Annotated in this window: 19 protein-coding genes and 1 other RNA gene; 17 read left to right on the plus strand and 3 right to left on the minus strand. The window is 66.5% G+C overall.

Annotated features, from left to right (window positions below; genetic code table 11):
* Positions 1–20: 20 nt before the first annotated feature.
* Positions 21–497: a type II toxin-antitoxin system VapC family toxin gene (locus ACN4F8_RS01870; RefSeq protein ID WP_419472025.1), complete on the minus strand. Its 477-nt coding sequence runs from the start codon at positions 495–497 to the stop codon at positions 21–23.
* Positions 497–736 carry a hypothetical protein gene (locus ACN4F8_RS01875; RefSeq protein WP_069045347.1) on the minus strand — a complete coding sequence of 80 codons (240 nt, stop codon included), beginning with the start codon at positions 734–736 and terminating at the stop codon, positions 497–499. The genes ACN4F8_RS01870 and ACN4F8_RS01875 overlap by 1 nt, the downstream gene beginning before the upstream one ends.
* A gap of 89 nt (positions 737–825) precedes the next feature.
* Between ACN4F8_RS01875 and rnpB the strand changes: the two genes are divergently transcribed.
* Positions 826–1,230, plus strand: an RNA gene (gene rnpB, locus ACN4F8_RS01880) — RNase P RNA component class A.
* A 137-nt stretch (positions 1,231–1,367) separates the two neighbouring features.
* Here the strand turns inward: rnpB and ACN4F8_RS01885 are convergent.
* Positions 1,368–3,089 (minus strand): MBL fold metallo-hydrolase, encoded by a 1,722-nt coding sequence (locus ACN4F8_RS01885; RefSeq protein WP_419472026.1) that lies wholly within the window; start codon positions 3,087–3,089, stop codon positions 1,368–1,370.
* A gap of 66 nt (positions 3,090–3,155) precedes the next feature.
* Between ACN4F8_RS01885 and dapF the strand changes: the two genes are divergently transcribed.
* The 16 genes from dapF (at position 3,156) to mraY (ending at position 21,179) form a co-directional block, all read left to right on the plus strand.
* On the plus strand, positions 3,156–4,031 hold the full coding sequence (dapF, locus tag ACN4F8_RS01890) for a diaminopimelate epimerase (RefSeq protein ID WP_419472027.1): 876 nt from the start codon (positions 3,156–3,158) through the stop codon (positions 4,029–4,031).
* A gap of 24 nt (positions 4,032–4,055) precedes the next feature.
* Positions 4,056–4,739 (plus strand): DUF484 family protein, encoded by a 684-nt coding sequence (locus ACN4F8_RS01895; RefSeq protein ID WP_419472028.1) that lies wholly within the window; start codon positions 4,056–4,058, stop codon positions 4,737–4,739.
* 6 nt (positions 4,740–4,745) lie between these two features.
* Positions 4,746–5,720, plus strand: coding sequence for a tyrosine recombinase XerC (locus ACN4F8_RS01900; protein WP_419472029.1), 975 nt, complete (start codon positions 4,746–4,748; stop codon positions 5,718–5,720).
* A gap of 32 nt (positions 5,721–5,752) precedes the next feature.
* Positions 5,753–6,937, plus strand: a complete 1,185-nt coding sequence (locus ACN4F8_RS01905) for a class I SAM-dependent rRNA methyltransferase (protein ID WP_419472030.1) — start codon at positions 5,753–5,755, stop codon at positions 6,935–6,937.
* A gap of 89 nt (positions 6,938–7,026) precedes the next feature.
* Positions 7,027–8,103 carry a CobW family GTP-binding protein gene (locus ACN4F8_RS01910; protein WP_419472031.1) on the plus strand — a complete coding sequence of 359 codons (1,077 nt, stop codon included), beginning with the start codon at positions 7,027–7,029 and terminating at the stop codon, positions 8,101–8,103.
* A gap of 274 nt (positions 8,104–8,377) precedes the next feature.
* Positions 8,378–9,523 carry an RNA polymerase-binding protein DksA gene (dksA, locus tag ACN4F8_RS01915; RefSeq protein ID WP_419472032.1) on the plus strand — a complete coding sequence of 382 codons (1,146 nt, stop codon included), beginning with the start codon at positions 8,378–8,380 and terminating at the stop codon, positions 9,521–9,523.
* 50 nt (positions 9,524–9,573) lie between these two features.
* Positions 9,574–11,406 carry a hypothetical protein gene (locus ACN4F8_RS01920; RefSeq protein WP_419472033.1) on the plus strand — a complete coding sequence of 611 codons (1,833 nt, stop codon included), beginning with the start codon at positions 9,574–9,576 and terminating at the stop codon, positions 11,404–11,406.
* Positions 11,407–11,505: 99 nt separating this feature from the next.
* Complete coding sequence (gene hslV, locus ACN4F8_RS01925; RefSeq protein ID WP_419472034.1) at positions 11,506–12,051, plus strand: ATP-dependent protease subunit HslV; 546 nt, start codon at positions 11,506–11,508, stop codon at positions 12,049–12,051.
* Positions 12,051–13,385, plus strand: coding sequence for an ATP-dependent protease ATPase subunit HslU (gene hslU, locus ACN4F8_RS01930; protein ID WP_419472035.1), 1,335 nt, complete (start codon positions 12,051–12,053; stop codon positions 13,383–13,385). Before hslV ends, hslU begins: the two co-directional genes overlap by 1 nt.
* 319 nt (positions 13,386–13,704) lie before the next feature.
* Positions 13,705–14,130 carry a division/cell wall cluster transcriptional repressor MraZ gene (mraZ, locus tag ACN4F8_RS01935; RefSeq protein ID WP_419472047.1) on the plus strand — a complete coding sequence of 142 codons (426 nt, stop codon included), beginning with the start codon at positions 13,705–13,707 and terminating at the stop codon, positions 14,128–14,130.
* A gap of 5 nt (positions 14,131–14,135) precedes the next feature.
* Complete coding sequence (gene rsmH / locus ACN4F8_RS01940) at positions 14,136–15,062, plus strand: 16S rRNA (cytosine(1402)-N(4))-methyltransferase RsmH (RefSeq protein WP_419472036.1); 927 nt, start codon at positions 14,136–14,138, stop codon at positions 15,060–15,062.
* Positions 15,059–15,355 carry a cell division protein FtsL gene (gene ftsL / locus ACN4F8_RS01945; protein WP_419472037.1) on the plus strand — a complete coding sequence of 99 codons (297 nt, stop codon included), beginning with the start codon at positions 15,059–15,061 and terminating at the stop codon, positions 15,353–15,355. Before rsmH ends, ftsL begins: the two co-directional genes overlap by 4 nt.
* Positions 15,352–17,085, plus strand: coding sequence for a peptidoglycan D,D-transpeptidase FtsI family protein (locus ACN4F8_RS01950; protein WP_419472038.1), 1,734 nt, complete (start codon positions 15,352–15,354; stop codon positions 17,083–17,085). Before ftsL ends, ACN4F8_RS01950 begins: the two co-directional genes overlap by 4 nt.
* Entirely contained in the window at positions 17,085–18,596 is a 1,512-nt protein-coding gene (locus tag ACN4F8_RS01955) for a UDP-N-acetylmuramoyl-L-alanyl-D-glutamate--2,6-diaminopimelate ligase (RefSeq protein WP_419472039.1), read from the plus strand. Before ACN4F8_RS01950 ends, ACN4F8_RS01955 begins: the two co-directional genes overlap by 1 nt.
* Positions 18,593–20,011 carry a UDP-N-acetylmuramoyl-tripeptide--D-alanyl-D-alanine ligase gene (locus tag ACN4F8_RS01960; protein WP_419472040.1) on the plus strand — a complete coding sequence of 473 codons (1,419 nt, stop codon included), beginning with the start codon at positions 18,593–18,595 and terminating at the stop codon, positions 20,009–20,011. Before ACN4F8_RS01955 ends, ACN4F8_RS01960 begins: the two co-directional genes overlap by 4 nt.
* Positions 20,001–21,179, plus strand: a complete 1,179-nt coding sequence (gene mraY, locus ACN4F8_RS01965) for a phospho-N-acetylmuramoyl-pentapeptide-transferase (RefSeq protein WP_419472041.1) — start codon at positions 20,001–20,003, stop codon at positions 21,177–21,179. The genes ACN4F8_RS01960 and mraY overlap by 11 nt, the downstream gene beginning before the upstream one ends.

Consider the following 21,179-nt stretch of genomic DNA (forward strand, 5'->3'; position numbering starts at 1 on the left):
GCCACCATTGTCCGACAGCTTCAGGGTACCACCAGCGTGAGCTTGGGAAAGTAGCGTCGGTAACGCACGGCGTCGCGGGTGAGCAGCTGCAGCTGGTTCACCCAGGCGTGGGCGCCGATGTAGAAGTGCGGCATGGGCGAGGGGTCGGTGCCGCTGTGCTGGCGGTAAAGCTTGAAGGCCTGGCCGGCGAGAAAGGCCGCGTCCCAGGGCAGGGCCTGGCGTTGCAGCGGCAGGTGGGCCAGGGTGGCTTCCAGGTCGGCGGCGGTCTCGAACCGCGGGCTGACCTCGGCCAGGATGAGCGGGTTGATGAACAGCGGCCCTTGTTGGGCGCAGCGTTCCAGCTGCGCGATCGACCAGTCGGCCCACAGGGAGTCGTCGGCCAGCACATCGATCAGCACGCTGCTGTCGACCAGGGTGCCGGCGATCGGGGCTGGCTGCAGGTAGCGCGCGTCGGGCTCGCGGGCGAGCGCGCTCGCGGTGTTTTTGTGGTGTGCCATCAGCCGCGCAGGTATTTCATGAATTCGTCGGTGCCCATGTGCTTGAAGGCACTGGCGTTGGCGCTGCCGCGGGCCCGCTCGAAAGCGCGGCGCGCCGGCGAGACCGTGGCAACGGTGGCGCGCATGAGCACGTCGCCGTTGGGCAGCACCTCGAAGCTCACCTCACCGTGCGGGTACAGGCGCGCCTGCTCGCGCACCGCCAGAGGGATGGTGACCTGTCCTTTGCTGGTGATTTTCACGATTCTTACCTCCTGAAAGTAAGAATCCTACCGAGGCGCACGGGGCGCCACGGCCGGGGGTATCCGGGCAGGCGGGATAATGCGGGGGTGAAGCGCGCCAGGCCGTCGCTGGCACTGCCTCGCAAGAGGACCCGAAAGGGGGTGCTGGAGGAACGTCCGGACTGCACAGGACAGCGTAGGAGGTAACACCTCTCCACCGACCAGCCCGAAGAGTTCGCTCTTTGGGCCCTAAGGTGAGGATCAGAGCAACAGAGACGAGCCGATTCAGTTCGGGTGAAACGGGCAATCTCTACGCGCAGCAATACCAAATAGGCCAGCCTGAGGCGACACGGTTCGCCGTGTTGAAGATCTTCGTGGTTCCGCGAAGCGAGCTGGCGGGTAGGTAGCACCGAGCCGGGAGGGCAACCCCCGGCCCAGATGAATGGCGGTCACGTCCGGGCCTTCGCAAGAGGGTTCCGGATGCACAGAATCCGGCGTAACGGCGCGCTTCACACTTATCACTCATGCGCGCGGCAGGCCATTGCCCAAGGCGGGCCACCAAGCCGTTGTGCATCAGTTGCCTTCGGAGCTCCCGTGGGTGGTCGGAGGACGACACAGCGGCGAGAGTTGGCGAGCACCCCGGGTCGGCTGCCTACAGGTTGAAGCCGCCCAGGCTTTGCAGGTGCTCCACGTGCGCCATCAGAGAGCGCTTGGCCACTGGCCACAGCCGCTCGGGCACATCGTCGTAGGCCAGCTTCACCCAATCGTCTGCCGTTCCATTGGGCAATGCCTGCATGGCGTGCGCCACCTTGGCTTCGCGCTGCAGGCGGTGCGCCTTCAGGTGCGCAATGGCCGCCAGCGCTCCGCCTTCGGCCGGCGCGCTGGGGTTGTCGGTGCTGGCCCGCAGGTCGCCCAGCACATACCCATGCGCCGGCAGGATGAACTCCACGCCGTGTGTGCGGCAACGCTCGGCCAGTTTGTCGAGCGAATCGAGGTAAGCGCCCATGCTGCCGTCGGGTGGATCGATCACGGTGGTGCTGCCGTTGAGGATGTGGTCGCCGGTGAACAACAGACCGTCTTCGACCAGCAGCAGGCACAGGTGGTTGGCCGCATGGCCGGGGGTGTGGATCACCTCCAGCGTGTGTGAGATGGTGTTGTCACCCGCCTGCCCGATCAGCACGAGTTGTTCACCATCGGCCAGCGAGCGCTCGGGCGTGAAGCGGCTGTTTTCGCGCGAGGTGGGTGCGCTCGGCAGGCCCAGGATGGGCGGCTTGTCCAGACCTGCGGCCGCACACAGGGCCTGCAGCCGTGGCGCGCCGGGCGAGTGGTCGGGGTGCGAATGGGTGCAGACGATGGCCTGGATGCGACCACCGGCAGCGCGCCACAGCCGCTCGATGTGGGGCACATCGTCCGGGCCCGGGTCGATCACGATGTGGCCGCTGGCCGGGTCGCCCACCACGTAGCTGTTGGTGCCCGGGCCGGTCATGAAGCCGGGGTTGGGTGCGGTGAGGCGCTGCACGTTTTTGAGCAGTTGCACGGGTTGCTCGTGCCGCCAGTCCAGGCTGTGCGCGATCTGTCCGTCGGGGCAGACCAGGGCGAGTTCACCGAAGGGCGGCTCGTGTTCCATGTGGCGCGACTCGTGTCCGGCCAGCATGCCGGCGCGCGGGCAACTGGTCCACAAGGGTTCGTCGTTGCGGGCGCAGGCGTCCAGCACAGCCTGCACCGTTGCATGGTTCTTCAGACGCTCCAGCGTGCGGATGGTCGGGAAGATGATGAAGAAGCCGCCGGCTTCGTGGCGCGCCAGCGCATCGGCCGGGCGCACCCAAACCGGCTCGAACTGCTCGGCCTCGTCGGCCACCGGGGACTGGCCTTCGGGCATGCGCGCCACGAGAAAGGGCACGTCGAAGCGGCGTGGCAGGTCGCGGTCGGTGATCCAGTGCGCCAGCACGAACACACCGGCGCCGTCCAGCTGGAGACCTTTGGCCTGGCATTGCGCGGCAAACGGGGCTTTGCGGTCCAGCGTGGCGATGTCGCTGTCGTCCACCGGCGAACCGTCGGCCCGGTGGGCCAGCAGCACGCCGAGTTCTTCAAAACTCTCGCGGATGGCTGCAATGGCCTGCGTGAGGTGCAGGTCGCCCTGCGTGGCGCGGCGTGTGCTGATGCCGTGCGACTGAGCGTCGGTCGCGTCGACGCCCCCGCCGGGGAACACGTAGGCGCCGGGCGCGAAGCTTGCCGTCATGGAGCGGCGTGTCATCAACACCTCGATGCCGGGCAGGGCCGGATCGGTGCTGTCGCGCAGCAGCAGCACGGTGGCAGCGGGTCGCAGCGGGGCGGGTGGGCGTTGGGGATGCAGGAGTTGGGTGGGTCTGACCATGGCGGCATTTTGCGGGAAGCCCGGGTCTCATGGCATCACCTGCGGGTCAGCGCCGATAATTCACCGATGCACATTCGATTCACCAAGATGCAGGGCGCGGGCAACGACTTCGTGGTGCTCGACGAGACGCGCGGCCGGCTCGGCCTCTCCGCAGCCCAATACCGGTTTCTGGCCGACCGCCATTTCGGCGTGGGCGCCGACCAGATCCTCAGCGTGCGGGCCACCAACGAACCGGGGCTGGACTTCGAATACGTGATCCACAACGCCGACGGCGGCGAGGTGGAGCACTGCGGCAACGGTGCGCGCTGCTTTGTGCGTTTCGTGCACGACAAAGGCCTGAGCCGGCGCAACCCCCTGCGCGTGAAGGTCGCCAACGGCGAGCTCGAACTGCACGCCCACGCCGACGGGCGTGTGACGGTGGACATGGGCCCGCCCGTGTTCGCGCTGGACCGCGTGCCGTTCAACGCCCAGGGCCTGCGGGCCGACCCCATGGGCAATTTCGAGCGCTGGCCGCTGGCCCTGCCGTACGCGGGTGACGTGCCGGTGGCCGTGCTGTCCATGGGCAACCCCCACGCCGTGCTGCTGGTCGACGACGTGAAGAACGCGCCGGTGCAGGCCTGGGGCCCCATGATCGAGCGCCACGAACGTTTTCCCCAGCGTGTGAACGCCGGTTTCCTGCAGGTGGTGAACCGCACGGAGGTCAAGCTGCGGGTGTTCGAACGCGGCTCGGGCGAGACGCTGGCCTGCGGCACCGGGGCCTGCGCCGCGGTGGTGGCCGGCATCCGCCTGGGCCTGCTGGATGCGCGCGTGGACGTGCACACCCACGGCGGCGTGCTCACCATCGAATGGCAGGACAGCCGCCGCCACGACAACGCTGTCTTCATGACCGGCCCGGCCACCACCGTGTTCGACGGCGAGATCACCATTCCCGACATCGGCTGAGCCCAGCCCCGACCCCACAAACCCATGAGCACCAACAACATCCCGCCCATCACCGAAGACGACATCGCCAACTACCTGGCCAACACGCCCGACTTCTTCGAGCGCCACGCGAGCTTGCTGGCCGCCGTGCAGCTCACCAGCCCGCACGGCCACCGCGCGGTGAGCCTGCAGGAGCGCCAGGCCGAGATGCTGCGCGAAAAGATCAAGGGGCTGGAGCTCAAGGCGGCCGAGATGATCCGCAACGGCCACGAGAACACCACCATCGCCGACAAGCTGCAGCTCTGGACCCGCGCACTGCTGCTCACGCGCGAGCCCACCGAGCTGCCGGTGGTGGCGGTGCGCGAAATCGCCAACCAGTTCATGGTGCCTCAGGTGGCCATCAAGGTCTGGGGCGTGGCCCCCGAGTTTGAAGACCAGCTGTTTGCGCAAGGCGCCAGCGAGGATGTGAAAGCCTTTGCCTCTTCACTCACCCGGCCCTACTGTGGTGCCAACCCCGGGCTGGAAGCCGCTGGCTGGCTCGACGACCCATCAAGCGCCGCCTCGCTCGCGCTGATTCCGCTGCGCGCCGGCATCGCACCCCAGGCGTTTGGCTTGCTGGTGCTGGCCTCGGCCGATCCACAGCGTTTTGCCAGCGACATGGGCACCGACTTTCTCGAACGCATCGGCGAGATCACCAGCGCTGCTCTATCTCGCTTGCGTCCTGAATAAAGTGCCATGAACCCGCCGGTGCACGCCGCCTCCGCCACCCCGACGGGTGACGATGCCGCGCTGGTGCAGGCCTATCTGAACCACGTGAGGGTGGAGAAGCGCCTGGCCGATCGCACGGTGGTGCTGTACACGCTGGATCTGCAACGCCTCACGGCCCACGCGGCCGAGGCCCGGGTCGGCCTCAAGGACGTGCAGAACGCCCACATCCGCCGCTGGATCGCGCAGATGCACAGCGCAGGGCGCAGCGCGCGCGGTATTGCGCTCATCCTCTCGGGCTGGCGCGGGCTGTATGTGTGGCTCGGCCGGCAAGGCCTGATGGGCCACAACCCGGTGCAGGACGTGCGCGCGCCCAAGGCCGGCAAACCGCTGCCCAAGGCGCTGGGCGTGGACGAATCGGTGCAGCTCGCCTCCCACGTGGAAGAGGCCGACCACCCGGCACTGGAGGCGCGCGACGCCTGCATCACCGAGCTGCTCTACGGCTGCGGCCTGCGCATTGGCGAACTCGTGGGGCTGGACGTGGCGGCCAGCGCCACCGCGCGCGGCTGGATCGACGCGCAAGGCGGTGAAGCGCATGTGCTGGGCAAGGGCTCCAAGCGGCGCAGTGTGCCGGTGGGCCAGGCCGCGCTGGCGGCGCTGGCGCGCTGGATTGAGCAGCGCGCCATCTGGGCGGGGGACGATGCGGCCTTGTTCATCGGCTCGCGCGGCCAGCGTCTGTCGCCACAACACATCCGGGTGCGCCTCAAGCGCCGCTCGCGCCTGGCCGGTCTGGCCACGCCGGTGCACCCCCACATGCTGCGCCACTCGTTCGCCAGCCACGTGCTGCAATCCAGTGGGGATTTGCGCGCGGTGCAGGACCTGCTGGGCCATGCCAGCATCAGCACCACGCAGGTCTACACCCGGCTGGACTTTCAACACCTGGCCAAGGTGTACGACGCCGCGCATCCCCGAGCCCACGCCAAACACAAACCGGGCAAGGACTGAAGGCGGTTGAACGCGGGGCCGACAATACCCGCATGAAAACCATTCGCCTCAAGCCCGGCAAAGACCGATCCCTCCTGCGCCGCCACCCTTGGGTGTTTGACGGCGCCATCGCCAAAGGCGGCGGCGACGCGGGCGAAACCGTGCGGGTGGAGAGCGCCGAGGGGCAGTTCCTCGCCTGGGGCGCGTTCTCGCCCGCATCGAGCATCCGCGTGCGCGCCTGGAGCTTTGACGAGGCCCAGCGCATCGACGCCGACTTTTTGCGCGCCGCCCTGGCGCGCGCCATCGCGCTGCGCAGGCGGCTGGGCATCGAGAGCGACGGGGTGCGGCTGGTGCACGGCGAGTCCGACGGCGTGCCCGGCCTCATCGTCGACCGCTACGGCGACACCCTCGTGGCCCAGTTCACCGCCTGCGGCGTGGAGCGGCACAAGGCGGTGATCGCCGACGCGCTGATCGAGCTCACCGGTTGTGCGCGCCTGTACGAGCGCTCCGACACCAGCAGCCGAAAACTCGAAGGCCTTGCGGAGGTCACCGGCTGGTTGCGCGGCAGCGGCCCCACCGCGCTGGTGCTGCGCGAACACAGCTGGCAGCTCGGCCTGGACATCGCGCAAGGCCACAAGACCGGCTTCTACCTGGACCAGCGCGACAGCCGGCTCGTGTGCAGCCAGTACGCCCAGCGCTTGAAGTTTGAGCACATGCTCAACTGCTACAGCTACACCGGTGGCTTCACCGTGGCCGCGCTGGCCGGCGGTGCGAAGCACGTCACCTCCATCGATTCATCGGCGCCCGCCTTGCAGCAGGCCGCGGCCAATGTGGCGCTCAACGGTTTCGACGCGTCGCGCGCCACCTTCATGGACGCCGACGTGAACGCCTCGCTGCGCCAGTTTGTGGCCGAGGGCCGCCAGTTTGACGCCATCGTGCTCGACCCGCCCAAGCTCGCCCCCACCGTGGCCCACGCCGAGCGCGCCGCCCGCGCCTACAAGGACATCAACCGCCTGGCCTTCAAGCTGCTCACACCGGGTGGTGTGCTTTTCACCTTCTCGTGCTCGGGCGGCATCGGAGTGGAGCTGTTCCACAAGATCGTGGCCTCGGCCGGGCTCGATGCCGGGGTGGACGGCGCGATCCTGCAGCGCCTGGGCGGCGCCAGCGACCACCCCATGACGGTGAATTTTCCCGAAGGCGAGTACCTCAAGGGCCTGGTTGTCATGAAAAAACAGTAGGGTGTGCTGGCCTTGGGGTGCTCGCATACACTTGCGCGCTTCTTTTGACCGTCCTCCCGCCCGACTTCTTTCGACACCGTCGCACCGCCATGTCACTCATCCCCGCCACCATCCTCACCGGCTTCCTCGGTTCGGGCAAAACCACACTGCTCAAACGTGTGCTCACCGAGGCGCACGGCCAGAAGATCGCGGTGATCGAAAACGAGTTCGGTGAAGAGAACATCGACAACGAAATCCTGGTGGCCGACACGACAGAGAACATCATCCAGATGAGCAACGGCTGCATCTGCTGCAGCATCCGCGACGACCTGCGCGCCACGCTGCGCGACCTGGCGGAGAAGAAACGCAAGGGTGAACTCGACTTTGACCGCGTGGTGATCGAGACCACCGGCCTGGCCGACCCCGGCCCGGTGGCGCAGACCTTCTTCATGGACGATGAGGTGGCCGAGCAGTACCTGCTGGACTCCATCCTCACGCTGGTGGACGCCAAACACGCCGCGCAGCAGCTCAACGACCGCCAGGAAGCGCGCCGCCAAGTGGGCTTTGCCGACCAGATCTTCATCAGCAAGTCGGAGTTGGTGAGCGCCGAGGATCTGGATGCGCTCACGCACCGCCTCAAGCACATGAACCCGCGCGCTCCCATGCGCGCCACGCATTTTGGTGAGGTGTCGCTCAAGGAGGTGTTCGACCTGCGCGGCTTCAACCTGAACGCCAAGCTCGACATCGACCCGGACTTTCTCAAGGCCGACGAGCACGAACACCATGATCACGAACACGGCGAGCACTGCGACCATCCGTCGCACAAACAGGAGCACGGGCATGACCACGACCATGGCCATGAAGGGCACGGCCACCACCATCACCACGACGATGACGTCAAGAGCTTTGTCTACCGTGCCACCCGGGCGTTCAACCCGGCCAAGCTCGAAGACTTCCTGGGCGCCATCGTTCAGGTGTACGGTCCGCGCATGCTGCGCTACAAGGGCGTGCTCGACATGGATGGCACCGACCGCAAGGTGATTTTCCAGGGCGTGCACCAGCTCATGGGCAGCGATCTGGGCCCGCTGTGGGCCGAAGGCGAGCCGCGTGTGAGCAAGATGGTGTTCATCGGCATCGACCTGCCGCGCGACATCCTGGTGCAGGGCCTGGACCAGAGCCTGGTCTGAAGCGGGCGCCACCGTGTTCTTTGTCTCGCTTCTCCAACGTCTGGGTTTTCCCTCCCGACCGGATTCTGCGAGCGTTGACGCCACGTCGTTACAATCGCGCCCCATGCCGGTGGCCCGGCGGTCTTCCAGTGCAGGTGCTCGCCAGCGGCTGAGTCCCGGTTCCGGTAGGGGTATAACCTCCCATCCGTCGGCCACGCCGACACAGGTTGATGCGGCCCCATCCCGCACACCGGACCCGGATCAAGCACCGTCAGGCACTGAGAGGAGACCCGTTGTGAAAGCCCCGGCTACCAAGTCAGCGAAATCAGCCAAGCCCGCCGTTTCGGGCACCAAGGGGCGCAAACCGGCGGCCAAGGCCGCAGTGTCGAAGCCGAGCAAGCCAGCGGCCAAAAGTGCAGCGAAGCCCGTGGCCAAAGCACCGTTGAAAGCGGCACCCAAGGCGTCCTCCAAGCCTGTTGCGAAAGCCGCAGCCAAGTCCCCCGTGAAAGCCCCTGTCAAACCCCTGGCGAAGGCGGCCTCCCCATCGAAAGCACCTGCACCGTCCAAGAAAACCGCTTCGCCTCCTGCGAAAGCCGCACCCAAACCCGCTGGCAAACCCGCTGTTGCAGGCAAGACCACACCTTCCCGCGCAACCGCGGTCAAGCCCATTCCGGCGAGTACCGCCACATCCAAGGCACAGCCCGCCGCCAAGGCGGCTGTTCCCACCGTGACCACTTCTGCTCCCCGGGCGGCCTCTGCCGCCCCCGTCTCCAAAGTTGCCAGCGCCAAGCGCGCTCCGACGCCAGCCCCCGTGGTGGTTGAACCCACGCCTCGCCCATTGGGCAAGCGGGCTGCCAAGAAAGTCATGATGGAGCAGATGACCCAGGCTGCGGTGGTGCCGACCCACGCACCCGATGCCGCCAAGGCGACTTTTTCCCACACGAACGAACGTGCCGTCATGACCCCTCCCGTCCCCTCATCCATCCAGAAGGACCCCAAGCGGGCCAACAACTGGAAAACCCTGCCCGCCGATCAGTTGACCGACCAGGACGTGCAGGCCATGCCCGACAGCGAATACATGAGCGACTTGCAGCTGGCCTACTTCCGCCGCAAGCTCTCGCAACTCAAGGCCGACATGCTGGCCAATGCCGGCGAGACCACCGAGCACCTGCGTGAAGACACCGTGGTGGTGCCCGATCCGGCCGATCGCGCCACCATCGAGGAAGAGCACGCCCTGGAGCTGCGCACCCGTGACCGCGAGCGCAAGCTGCTCAAGAAGATCGAACAAGCCATCGTTCGCATCGACTCCGGCGACTACGGTTACTGCGAAGAGACCGGTGAGCCCATCGGCGTGGGCCGTCTCATGGCCCGTCCCACCGCCAGCCTGTCGCTCGAAGCCCAGCAGCGGCGCGAGCTCAAGCAGAAAATGTTCGGAGATTGAGCCCCCTTCATCGAGCCCGACCCCGACCCTTTTTCGGCAACCACTGATCCATGTCCAAGGACGACTCCAACGGCGGCTTCCTCTCCAAGGTGGTGAAGTTCGTGCGCCATCCGACCACGAGCTGGGCCGATCTGGACACCCGTCAGGCCGATCGCGAGAGCGAATACAGCAAGGCAGCGCTCAAGGAGATGATCGAGCGCAAGCGTCGCAACGACTTCGTGCGCAAGCGCGAGTTCGACATGCTGCGCAAGATTCGCAGCCGCGAGGGCACGAGTCCGGAGGGGCCGGGCATGCGGCCTTCGTTCTTCCAGAGCAGCTTGCCTTCCAAGCCCGACGACCGCGCCGAGACACTGAAGAAGATCGACGAAATCGAAGCCCAGATGTCGATGCAGTGGTGGAAAACCAAGGGCCCCGATTCCTTGGTCAGCACCGGCTCCAGCCTCAACACGGGCGCCCACAGCACGGGAGGCACGCCGCTCAAGACCAAGGAAGACAAGCCGGCGGCAGCTCCCGATGCCGTGGCGCGTCAGCGCAAGGCGCAGTACGACGAAACCGAACCGGCTCCGCTGCCCGTGGTGGCAAGATCGTCGATCGCTTCAGCCGCCAGCCCCTCGCCCGACTTGCGCAATCCCGCATCGCTTGCACAGGAAGCGCCAGGCAAGACCCCACCCGCCGGCCCGTCGCGCACCGGCTTGATGGCGCCAACGCAGCCGAGCGAGCTCTCCAGTTCGAATTCGCGCGGGGCGGGCTTTTCCGCATCCCATTTTTATTCGCTCGACGTGCAGGAGATCGTTCAGGACCCCGACGTTGAAGAGGCAGCCATCCGGTTTGCCAACGGTGATGACGCGGGCGCAGAGCAGGGCTTGATGGAAGTGCTGGGCGAGGGAGGGTCGAAAGTCGACGAAATCGACGACTGGCTGGCCCTGTTCGATCTGTACCGCGCCACCGGTCAGCTGGCGCCGTTCGAGAGCCGTGCGGTCGACTTTGTCAACCGCTTCAACCGGTCGGCCCCCCAGTGGTACGACATGCCCGAGACGGTCTCGTCGATGACCGGCAAGACGTTCACGCCCACCGCCAGCAACAACCGGGCTGTCTGGGTCAGCGACACCGAGCTGGATGCCCACGCGGTGGGTACCCTGCAAAACGTTCTGCTGCGGGCCAAACAGCCTTGGGTGCTCGACTGGACGCCCATGGAGTCCATGGACCTCAAGGCGGCGCGAGCCTTGCTCGGCATCTTCACGCTGTGGGGCGATCAGGACGTGGAACTCCGGTTCCTGGGCTCTGCGGTGTTCCGCGACCTGCTCAAGGGCTTCACGCCTTCGGGCCGGCGCGACGTGGAGCAGCTCTGGTGGGAGCTGCGCATGGCGGTGCTGCGCGTGATGAACCGGCCGGACGAGTTCGAGCTGACCGCGCTTGATTTCTGCGTGACCTACGAAGTGTCCCCGCCAGGCTGGGAGAAGCCCCGTTGTCACGTCACGTCCGTCGCCGCCGAGCGATCCGACGAAGCCGGGCAGTCGGTGCTGGGCGAAGCCATGCTGGAGTCGGTGCCTTCGGTGTACCCGAACGAATCGACCCTGGAAGGTCAGTCGTCCGAATTCAACCAGCTCGGCCTGGTGGAACTTTCGGGCGAGATCCGTGGCGATCCGCAGGCCACGCTGGACATGCTGGAGCGCCGCCTCATGGGCGCCGACGTGCTGATCATTTCCTGCCGCAACCTGATCCGGGTGGACTTCTCCGCCGCAGGCACCCTGCTCAACTGGGTGTCGCAGCACCACGCCGAACGCCGTCTGGTGCAGTTTGTGGACGCGCACCGCCTGGTGTCGGCCTTCTTCCACGTCATCGGCATCACCGAGTACGCCAAGGTCGTGGTCCGCAACGACTGATCCGCACTGCGCGGGTCGGATGCGGCGGGTCCACACGTTGTTTCAAACAACGACGCCGGGGACGGTTGCAGGTCCCCGGATCAACCCCAACTGAGAGCCATGGAATCATTTCACGGAACCACGATCGTCTGCGTGCGCCGCCAGACGCCCGAGGGCGTTCAGGTCGCCATCGGTGGCGACGGCCAGGTCACGCTGGGCCACATCATCGTCAAGGGCACGGCCCGCAAGGTGCGCAAGTTGCACCACGACAAGGTGCTGGCCGGATTTGCCGGCGCCACCGCCGACGCCTTCACGCTGTTCGAGCGCTTCGAAGCCAAGCTGGAAAAACACCAGGGGCACCTGGTGCGCGCCGCCATCGAGCTCACGCGGGACTGGCGCACCGACCGCGTGCTGCGCCGCCTGGAGGCCATGCTCGCTGTGGCCGACCAGAGCGCCTCGCTGATCATCACCGGCAACGGCGATGTGCTGGAGCCCGAACACGGCATCGTGGCCATCGGATCGGGTGGTGCCTACGCGCAGGCCGCGGCCAAGGCCTTGCTCGACCACACCGAGCTCAGCGCCGAAGAGATCGTGCGCAAATCGCTGGGGATCGCCGGGGAACTGTGCATCTACACCAACATGAACCACACGGTGGAGGTGCTCTGATGTCATCCATGACACCCCAGGAAATCGTTTCCGAGCTCGACCGTTTCATCATCGGCCAGAAGGGCGCCAAACGCGCCGTGGCCATTGCGCTGCGCAACCGCTGGCGGCGCCAGCAGGTGGACGACAAGTTGCGGCCCGAGATCACGCCCAAGAACATCCTCATGATCGGCCCCACCGGCGTGGGCAAGACCGAGATCGCGCGCCGCCTGGCTCGGCTGGCCGACGCGCCCTTCATCAAGGTCGAAGCCACCAAGTTCACCGAGGTGGGCTACGTGGGCAAGGACGTGGACAGCATCATCCGCGACCTCGCCGAAATCGCGATCAAACAGACGCGCGAAGTCGAAATGCGCAAGCAGCGCGTGCGCGCGGAAGACGCGGCCGAAGACCGCATCCTCGACATCCTGATCCCGCCGGCCCGCAGCGCCGAGCCGACGACCAACGTGGTGCCGCTGCCCGAGAGCACGGCCCGGCAGAACTTTCGCAAGAAGCTGCGCGAAGGCGATTTGAACGACCGGGAAATCGAGATCGACCTGCTGGAAGCGCGCCCTGCCATGGAAATCATGGGCCCGGCCGGCATGGAAGACATGGCCGAACAACTGCGCGGCATGTTCAGCCAGATCGGCGCCGGCAAACGCCAGACCCGCAAGCTCAAGATCAGCGAGGCCATGAAGCTGTTGATCGACGAGGAGGCGGGCAAGCTGATCAACGAAGACGAGATCAAGACCCGCGCCCTGCACAACGCGGAGCAGAACGGCATCGTCTTCATCGACGAGATCGACAAGGTGACCTCGCGCAGCGACTCCGGCAGCGCCGAGGTGTCGCGCCAGGGCGTGCAGCGCGACCTGCTGCCGCTGGTGGAGGGCACGACCGTGACCACCAAGCACGGCGTGATCAAGACCGACCACATCCTGTTCATCGCCAGCGGCGCCTTCCACCTGGCCAAGCCGAGCGATCTGATTCCCGAGCTGCAGGGCCGCTTTCCGATCCGGGTGGAGCTGCAGTCGCTGTCGGTGGACGATTTCGAGGCCATCCTCACGCAGACCCACGCCTCGCTGGTGCGCCAGTACCAGGCGCTGCTGGCCACCGAAGGCGTCACTCTCGAGTTCTCGCCCGAAGGCATTCGCCAGCTCGCGCAGATTGCTTGCGACGTGAACGAACGCACCGAAAACATCGGCGCGCGCCGCCTGGCCACGGTGATGGAGCATCTGCTTGACGAGGTGAGCTTCGATGCCACCAAGCTGCAAGGCCAGACCATCACCATCGATGCGGACTACGTGAACGGGCGCCTGGCCGCGCTCAGCCGCAACGAAGACCTCTCGCGCTACATCCTCTGAGCGCGCGATCGGACCCCGGCCCGGTCCGATCAACAACCCGAGGCCACCAACGCCAGCCGTTGGTCGGCCACCCTCCCCGCGGGCACCCATCTGGACGACCCCGGACGCTGCAGGGTTTTGAAGCATCACTTGCAGAGGTGGTTGTAAGTGCTTGCTTTTAATGCATTTTTGATCCGAAAAACCGCTTCAAAATGTATCCTAAGTGGTTGATTTCATTGGAAAAAATTTGTCGCCGCCGAGTTGCACGCCTGGGTTTTCCTGATAAAGTGGAAAAAAGTGCATTTAAGTGGTGAAAAGTGTTTTCCAAGGATTGATCGCGGTGTTTCAGGGTGCTTCTTCTCTCAGTCTCGACGCCAAGGGTCGGCTCTCGGTGCCCACCCGGCACCGTGACGCCCTGAGCGCGGCTGCGAGCCAGCTCACCATCACCAAACACCCCCACGGCTGTCTGATGATTTTCCCGCGCAGCGCGTGGGAGCAGTTTCGCGATCGCATTGCATCGCTGCCCATGCAGGCGCAGTGGTGGAAGCGTATTTTTCTGGGCAACGCCATGGACGTGGAGATGGACGGCACCGGCCGCGTGCTCGTCTCGCCCGAGCTGCGCGCGGGTGCCGGCATCACCAAAGACGTCGTGCTGCTCGGCATGGGCGCCTATTTCGAACTGTGGGACGCGCAGCTGTACGCCGCCCAGGAAGCCGAAGCCATGAAGGCCGACATGCCCGATGTCTTCAAGGACTTCTCTTTCTAAGGGCGATGGTGCAAGGCACATGGATTCACCAAACCGTCCTGTTGAACGAAGCCGTGCAAGCACTGGCGATCAACCCGGACGGTCACTATGTGGACGCCACCTTCGGGCGCGGCGGTCATTCGCGTCTCATCCTCGAGCAGTTGTCCCGTCAAGGGCGGCTGACCGTCTTCGACAAAGATCCGCAGGCGGTGGAGGCTGCTCAAGCGCTGGCCGCCAACGATGCACGGATTTCCATCCGCCACGAGGGCTTTGCGCACTTGGGCGAACTGGGGGCTGCCAGCGTGGACGGGGTGCTCATGGACCTCGGCGTGAGCTCGCCACAGATCGACGACCCCGAGAGGGGTTTTTCTTTTCGCAACGATGGCCCCCTGGACATGCGCATGGACACCACGCGCGGCCAGAGCGTGGCTCAGTGGCTGGAAACGGCCGAAGTTTCAACCCTGTCGGAGGTCATCCGTGACTATGGCGAAGAACGGTTTGCTCAACCGATTGCAAAGGCGATTGATCGTCGCCGACAGGAACGGGGCCCTTTTCGAACCACCCGTGAGCTGGCCGAAGTCGTGGCTGGCGCGGTCAAAACCCGCGAGCCGGGCAAGGACCCTGCAACGCGCACATTTCAGGCTTTTCGGATTTTCATCAACGCCGAGCTTGAAGAGCTGCAACAAGCGCTAGAAGCCAGCCTGCACGTCTTGCGCCCCACAGGACACCTCGTGGTGATCAGCTTCCACTCGCTCGAAGACCGCATGGTCAAGCAGTTCATGGCGCGCCATTCGCGCGCCGTGGTGGACCGCCGCGTGCCGTTCGCCGAACCCGCGCCCATGGCGCTGCGGGGCTTGAAGCGCGTGATGCCGTCGGACGAGGAAGTCAAAGGCAACCCACGTTCGCGCAGCGCGGTGATGCGCGTGGCCGAAAGAACCGAGGCTGCACCGTGATCCGACTCAACCTCGTGCTGCTGCTCGCCGTGATCGCCAGCGCCTTCTACCTGGTGCACACGCAGTACGAGTCGCGTCGGCTGTACGCCGCGCTCGACCGCACGCAGGCGCAGTCGCGCAAGCTCGATGCTGAACACGAGCAACTGCAGGTGCAAAAGCGCGCGCAGGCCACGCCCGCCCGCGTTCAGCAGCTGGCCACGCGCCAGTTGCAGATGCGCCCGGTCACGCCCGGTGTGACGCAGTACGTGACGGTGTTCGAGCCTTCCGTGCCAGCGGAGGCCGCCGCCAAATGAGCCGCAGCATCAACTACAGCGCCAGCCCGCTGCTGGCCAGCAAGACGCCGGTGTGGCGCAGCAAGTTCATCGTGGCGGCGCTGGCCATGGCGTTCGCGGGTCTCGCCGGGCGCGCCGCGTACGTGCAGGTGTTCGGCAACGACTTCTTCCAGCGCCAGGGCGAGGTGCGTTTTGCCCGCACGCTGGAGCTGCCGGCCAACCGCGGGCGCGTGCTGGACCGCAACGGTCTCATCCTGGCCTCCAGCGTGGTGGCGCAAAGCATCTGGGCGATTCCCGAAGACGTGGACCGCGCCGATCCCAAGCTGCGCCAGTTGGCCAAGCTGCTGGAGATGCCGCTGGCCGACCTGCGCAAGCGCCTGGCCGTGGACGACAAGACCTTTGTGTGGATCAAGCGCCAGGTGGACGAGCCGGTGGCCAAGGAAATCGCCGCGCTGGGCATCAAGGGCTTCCACCAGCGCCGCGAATACAAGCGTCAATACCCCGAAGGCGAAGCGGCCGCGCACGTGGTCGGTTTCACCAGCGTGGAAGACCGCGGGCAAGAGGGTGTGGAGCTGGCGTTCAACCAGCAGCTCTCGGGCAAGAACGGCTCGCGCCGCGTGATCAAGGACCGCCTGGGCCGTGTGGTGGAAGACGTGCGCGACGTGGTGCCGCCGGTGGACGGCCCCGATTTGCAGCTCTCCATCGACAGCAAGGTGCAGTACTTCGCCTACCAGAAGCTCAAGGAGGCGGTGCAGACGCACAAGGCGCGCGCGGGCAGCGTGGTGGTGCTCGACACCCAGACCGGCGAGGTGCTGGCCCTGGCCAACTACCCGAGCTACAACCCCAACCGGCGCGTGAACCTCAGCGGTGAGCAGCTGCGCAACCGCGTGCTCACCGACAGCTTCGAGCCCGGCTCGACGATGAAGCCCTTCATCACCGCGCTGGCGCTGGACAAGGGCATGGTCACGCCCAACACGCCGATCAACACCGCGCCGGGCCGCATTTCCATCGGTGGCTCCACCATCACCGACTCGCACCCGAACGATGTGCTCACCGTCTCGCAGGTGATCCAGAAATCGAGCAACGTGGGCACGGTGAAGCTGGCCATGCAGATGAGCCCGCGCGAGATGTGGGAGACCTACGCCCAGGCCGGTTTCGGGCAGAAGCCGCAGGTGCCGTTTCCCGGCGCCGTGACCGGCCGCTTGCGCCCTTACAAAACCTGGCGCCCGATCGAGCAGGCCACCATGAGCTACGGCTACGGCCTCTCGGCCTCGCTGTTCCAGCTCGCGCAGGCCTACACCGTCTTTGCGCGGGACGGCGAGCTGATCCCGGTGACGCTGCAGAAGTCCAGCGAGCCGGTGAGCGGCGTGCGCGTGTTCAGCGACAAGAACGCGGTGGCCGTGCGCGCCATGCTGCAGTTGGCCGCCGGGCCTGGTGGCACCGGCTCGCGCGCGCAGACCATGGGTTACTCGGTGGGCGGCAAGTCGGGCACGGCGCGCAAGCAGGAAGGCAAGGGCTACGCCGACAAGAAGTACCGCAGCTTCTTCGTGGGCCTGGCACCGGTGGAATCGCCTCGCATCGTGGTGGCGGTGATGGTGGACGAACCGGGCAATGGCCAGTACTACGGGGGCCTGGTGGCCGCACCGGTGTTCAGCGAGACGGTGCAGCAGACCCTGCGCATCCTCGGTGTGCAGCCCGACATGAGCGTGAAGCCGCAGATCGTCACCGACGTGGTCGAGGAGTCGTTCTGATGCGGACGATGGACCAACCCCAAGACATCGCCGCCTGGTTGCGAGCGAACGTGACCGGTGCGCTGCAGTGCGACAGCCGCCGCCTGCAGGCGGGTGATGGTTTTGTGGCCTGGCCCGGGGCGGCCACCGATGGTCGCCGCTACGTGAACGCTGCGTTGGCGTCGGGCGCCGTGGCTGCGCTGGTCGAGCGGGACGGTGTTGAGGCGTTTGCACTGGACGATGCGCGCGTGCTGTCTGTGCCCGACCTGAAGACAAAGGCCGGCGCCATCGCCAGCGAATTCAGCGACCACCCGAGCGCCGCGCTCGACGTGCTCGCCATCACCGGCACCAACGGAAAAACGTCCTGTGCCTGGTGGACCGCACAACTGCTCTCGGTCTGCGCGCGCCCCTGCGCCGTGGTCGGCACGCTGGGCATGGGCCAGCCCGGCACGCCGCTGGTGCCCACGGGGCTCACCACGCCCGACCCGGTGATGCTGCAGCAGCAACTGCGCTCCTTTGTGGACGAAGGCCTGAAGGCCTGCGCCATCGAAGCCTCATCCATCGGCCTGGTCGAAGGCCGCCTGAACGCCACGCAGGTGCGCGTGGCCGTGTTCACCAACTTCACCCAGGACCACCTCGACTTCCACGGCAGCATGGACGCCTACTGGGACGCCAAGGCCGCCTTGTTCGACTGGCCGAGGCTGGCCGCTGCGGTGGTCAACACCGACGATGCGCGCGGCGCTCAACTGGCAACCCGGTTGGCCTCGCGTGCGCTTGATCTGTGGACCGTGGGCATCGAATCCCCCGCGCGCCTGAACGCCGTGGACATCCAGTTCACCCACGCCGGCATGGCCTTTGAAGTTGTCGAGCGGGACGCGCAGGGCGCGGAGCTCGATCGCCACAGCCTGCAGGTGCCCTTGGTCGGCCGCTACAACGTGTCCAACCTGCTGTGTGTGCTGGCCTCGGCGCGTGCGCTGGGCGTGTCGCTGCAGCAGGCGGTGAAGGCCTGCAGTGCACTCACCCCGGTGCCTGGCCGCATGGAGCAGGCCGAAGCCGCGGCAGCCAATCAACCTCTGGTGCTGGTGGACTACGCCCACACGCCCGATGCGTTGGAGAAAGCGCTGCAGGCCCTGCAGCCGCTGGTGGCGCGGCGCGGCGGTGCCCTCTGGGTGGTGGTGGGTTGTGGCGGTGACCGCGATGCCGGCAAACGCCCGCTCATGGCCGCAGTGGCCGAGCGCGAAGCCACGCAGGCTGTGCTCACCAGCGACAACCCGCGCAGCGAAGACCCGATCCACATCCTGGGCCAGATGGTCCCGGGCCTGTCGCACCCCGGCGCGGCTCTGGTCGAACCCGACCGCGCTGCCGCCATTGCCATCGCCGTCGCGCGTGCGCATGCCGCCGACGTGGTGCTGATCGCCGGCAAGGGCCACGAGGACTACCAGGACGTGCAAGGCGTGAAGACGCCGTTCTCCGATCTGGTCCACGCACGGCAGGCGCTGGCCGCCCGCGCAGCGCAGGGAGCCGCCGCATGAAGACGCTCGGCCAGTTGCTCTCGCAGCTCAGCGGTGCCCGCGTGGTGGGTCAACCCGATGTGGCGATCACCCGCGTGCACACCGACACCCGCAGCCTGCAGCCGGGCGACCTGTTTGTGGCCTTGAAGGGTGAGCGATTCGATGCGCACGACTTCCTGCCGCAGGCCGCCGCACAAGGCGCGGTGGCCGCCATCGCGCACAGCGGCTTGGCCGAGGCCGGCCTGCCCGGCGTGGAAGTGCCCGACACGCGCCGCGCGCTCGGTGAACTCGCGCTGCTGTGGCGCCAGCAGTTCCTCATGCCGCTGATTGCCGTGACCGGCAGCAACGGCAAGACCACCGTGACGCAGATGATCGCGTCCATCCTGCGCGCTGCCGCAGGCGATGCGGCCCACGCCACGCAGGGCAACTTCAACAACGACATCGGCGTGCCGCTCACGCTGCTGCGGCTGAACGCTTCGAACAAGCTCTCGGTGGTCGAGCTCGGCATGAACCACCCCGGTGAAATCGCCGAACTCGCCGCGCTCACCCGGCCCACGGTGGCACTGGTGAACAACGCGCAGCGCGAGCACCAGGAGTTCATGGCCACGGTGGAAGCCGTGGCGCTGGAAAACGGCCGGGTCATCCAGGCGCTCGCAGACGACGGTGTGGCCGTGTTCCCGTCCGACGATGCGTACACGCCGCTGTGGCGTGGGCTGGCCGCCGGCCGCCGCGTCATGACCTTCAGCGACACCGACCCGTCTGCCGACGTGGCGGCCGTCAAGGCCGACTGGCAGGGTGGCGCCTGGACGCTGTGCTTCACCTCACCGGCCGGCAAAGGCACGGTGCACCTGCAGATCGCCGGCCGGCACAACGTGCGCAATGCGCTCGCGGCCACGGCCTGCGCGCTCGCCGCGGGTGTGAAGCTCGACGCCGTGGTGCGCGGACTCGATGCGTTCGAGCCAGTCGGTGGCCGCTCGCGCGCGCTGGCCTTGCGCCTGCACGGACGCACCATCACCCTGATCGACGACACCTACAACGCCAACCCCGACTCGGTGCGCGCCGCCATCGACGTGCTGGCCGAGCTGCCCGCGCCGCGCCTGCTGGTGCTGGGCGACATGGGCGAGGTGGGCGAGCAAGGTCTCGCGTTCCACGAAGAGGTGCTGCGCCACGCGCGCGATCGCGGCATTGAAGCCGTGCACGTGGCCGGCGACTGGATGCGCCAGGCCGCACCGGTGTGGCCGGCCGTGACGCACTGGAACGAGGTGCCCGCCATGGCCGGCGCGGTGTGCGCCGCCGTGAGCGACGACCGCCCGGTGTTCCAGAGCGTGCTGGTCAAGGGCTCGCGCTTCATGCGCACCGAACGTGTGGTGCACGCCCTGCTGGCGCTGGACCCCGCACAAGACAACAACAAGAAGGACAACGCCCATGCTGCCTAGCCTGGCCCTCTGGCTGCAAGGCCTGTCGCCCGATTTCGGTTTCCTGCGGGTGTTCCAGTACCTGACGTTTCGCGCCGTCATGGCCGCGCTCACCGCGCTGCTCATGGGCCTGGCCGCCGGTCCGTATTTCATCCGCCGCCTGGCCGCGCTGAAGATCGGCCAGCCGATCCGCGAATACGCGATGCAGACCCACATCAGCAAGGGCGGCACGCCCACCATGGGCGGTGTGCTGATCCTGTTTTCCATCGCGGTCTCCACCATCCTCTGGTTCGACCTGTCCAACCGCTTCGTGTGGATCGTGCTGCTGGTCACCTTGGGCTTTGGCGCCATCGGCTGGGTGGACGACTGGCGCAAGGTCGTGCACAAGGACCCCGAGGGCATGCGCTCGCGCGAGAAGTACCTCTGGCAATCGCTCATCGGTCTGGTCGCTGCGTTCTACCTGGTGTTCAGCGTGTCCGAGACCAGCAACCTGCGGGTGCTGCAGCTGTTCTTTGCCTGGGTGTCGTCGGGCTTCACGTTGGACTTGCCGCCGCAAGCCGGCCTGCTCGTGCCTTTCTTCAAGGAGATCAGCTACCCGCTGGGCGTGTTCGGCTTCGTGGTCATGACGTATCTCGTCATCGTCGGATCGAGCAACGCCGTCAACCTCACCGACGGTCTGGACGGTCTGGCCATCATGCCGGTGGTGATGGTGGGCTCGGCCCTGGGTGTGTTCGCCTACGTCACCGGCAACGTGGTGTTTGCGAAATACCTGCTCCTGCCGCACATCCCGGGTGCGGGTGAGTTGTTGATCTTCTGCGCGGCCATGGCCGGTGCGGGCCTGGCCTTTCTGTGGTTCAACACCCACCCGGCGCAGGTGTTCATGGGTGACGTCGGCGCGCTCGCGCTCGGCGGTGCGCTGGGCACCATCGCCGTGATCGTCCGGCAAGAGATCGTGCTCGCCATCATGGGCGGCATCTTCGTGGTCGAAGCGCTGTCGGTCATGTTGCAGGTGACCTGGTTCAAGTACACCAAGCGCCGTTATGGCACCGGTCGCCGCCTGTTCCAGATGGCGCCGCTGCACCACCACTTCGAGAAAAAGGGCTGGAAGGAAACGCAGGTCGTCGTGCGCTTCTGGATCATCACCATGCTGTTGTGCCTGGTGGGCCTGTCCACCCTCAAGTTGCGTTGA

Source organism: Hydrogenophaga sp., assembly GCF_048549895.1.
Lineage (GTDB): Bacteria > Pseudomonadota > Gammaproteobacteria > Burkholderiales > Burkholderiaceae_C > Hydrogenophaga.

Coding starts and splice junctions, on each gene's coding strand:
- ACN4F8_RS01870 (WP_419472025.1), bottom strand. CDS start 497: ATGGCACACCACAAAAACACCGCGAGCGCGCTCGCCCGCGAGCCCGAC.
- ACN4F8_RS01885 (WP_419472026.1), bottom strand. CDS start 3,089: ATGGTCAGACCCACCCAACTCCTGCATCCCCAACGCCCACCCGCCCCG.
- dapF (WP_419472027.1), top strand. CDS start 3,156: ATGCACATTCGATTCACCAAGATGCAGGGCGCGGGCAACGACTTCGTG.
- ACN4F8_RS01895 (WP_419472028.1), top strand. CDS start 4,056: ATGAGCACCAACAACATCCCGCCCATCACCGAAGACGACATCGCCAAC.
- ACN4F8_RS01900 (WP_419472029.1), top strand. CDS start 4,746: ATGAACCCGCCGGTGCACGCCGCCTCCGCCACCCCGACGGGTGACGAT.
- ACN4F8_RS01905 (WP_419472030.1), top strand. CDS start 5,753: ATGAAAACCATTCGCCTCAAGCCCGGCAAAGACCGATCCCTCCTGCGC.
- ACN4F8_RS01910 (WP_419472031.1), top strand. CDS start 7,027: ATGTCACTCATCCCCGCCACCATCCTCACCGGCTTCCTCGGTTCGGGC.
- ACN4F8_RS01920 (WP_419472033.1), top strand. CDS start 9,574: ATGTCCAAGGACGACTCCAACGGCGGCTTCCTCTCCAAGGTGGTGAAG.
- hslV (WP_419472034.1), top strand. CDS start 11,506: ATGGAATCATTTCACGGAACCACGATCGTCTGCGTGCGCCGCCAGACG.
- hslU (WP_419472035.1), top strand. CDS start 12,051: ATGTCATCCATGACACCCCAGGAAATCGTTTCCGAGCTCGACCGTTTC.
- rsmH (WP_419472036.1), top strand. CDS start 14,136: ATGGTGCAAGGCACATGGATTCACCAAACCGTCCTGTTGAACGAAGCC.
- ACN4F8_RS01950 (WP_419472038.1), top strand. CDS start 15,352: ATGAGCCGCAGCATCAACTACAGCGCCAGCCCGCTGCTGGCCAGCAAG.
- ACN4F8_RS01955 (WP_419472039.1), top strand. CDS start 17,085: ATGCGGACGATGGACCAACCCCAAGACATCGCCGCCTGGTTGCGAGCG.
- ACN4F8_RS01960 (WP_419472040.1), top strand. CDS start 18,593: ATGAAGACGCTCGGCCAGTTGCTCTCGCAGCTCAGCGGTGCCCGCGTG.
- mraY (WP_419472041.1), top strand. CDS start 20,001: ATGCTGCCTAGCCTGGCCCTCTGGCTGCAAGGCCTGTCGCCCGATTTC.